This is a genomic window from Megasphaera cerevisiae DSM 20462 (genome assembly GCF_001045675.1).
Classification (GTDB): Bacteria; Bacillota; Negativicutes; order Veillonellales; family Megasphaeraceae; genus Megasphaera; species Megasphaera cerevisiae.
In genome coordinates this window covers 1-627 of the sequence record NZ_LEKT01000169.1, presented here as the reverse complement: position 1 = coordinate 627, position 627 = coordinate 1, and the positions used below count along the sequence as shown (strand labels likewise).

General features: G+C 40.5%; 1 protein-coding gene. It reads right to left on the bottom strand.

The window, feature by feature from the left end:
* Positions 1–468 (bottom strand): FAD-dependent oxidoreductase (locus AB840_RS15570; RefSeq protein WP_201775895.1); only part of this gene is annotated, 468 nt, incomplete at its 3' end.
* Between the last annotated feature and the right edge of the window lie 159 nt (positions 469–627).

The following is a 627-nucleotide window of genomic DNA, read 5'->3' as shown; positions in this document are numbered from 1 at the left end:
ACTATAAGTAAGATGTTCTTCTCCTTTTATGGGTAAAGGGGTAGGTTTCGCACCACTAGCGATCAAGAAATGACTCCCCTCGAGCACTTCTTTATTCACTTCAAGTTTGTCCTCACTCACGAAAGATGCATTGCCATGATACGTATCGATTCCCTGTTTATTCAATGCTTCCTCTTTTTTTTCCGGGACATCATCTGTAAAGGTTCTTTTAAAATTCATAAGATCTTTCCAGTTGATGGAGACTTCAGACGGTACTCCATTCTTAACCATCCGTTTGTTCCAATCAATAAGCTCGGCAGCACCATGTAGAACCTTTTTTGGGTCACATCCACGTAGTGCACACGTGCCTCCAAACGGCCTGTCATCTACCATAGCTACATTCCAGCCGGCTTTATTACATTTTGCTGCTGTGATTGACCCCGCAGAACCTGTACCAATTACAATAAGATCGTATTTCTTTGTCATCATTATCCTCCTCACAGAAATCACTCTTTAATAAGTTTTCCCTGTTTTTATCTAATGAAACTCTGTACCTCATCCACAGTTTGAAAAAATCCATCATCTTAACTAAACGGTGGATTCACTGTGTTGTTATCCCGGACAACATTGTTAAATATATGGCAAGGG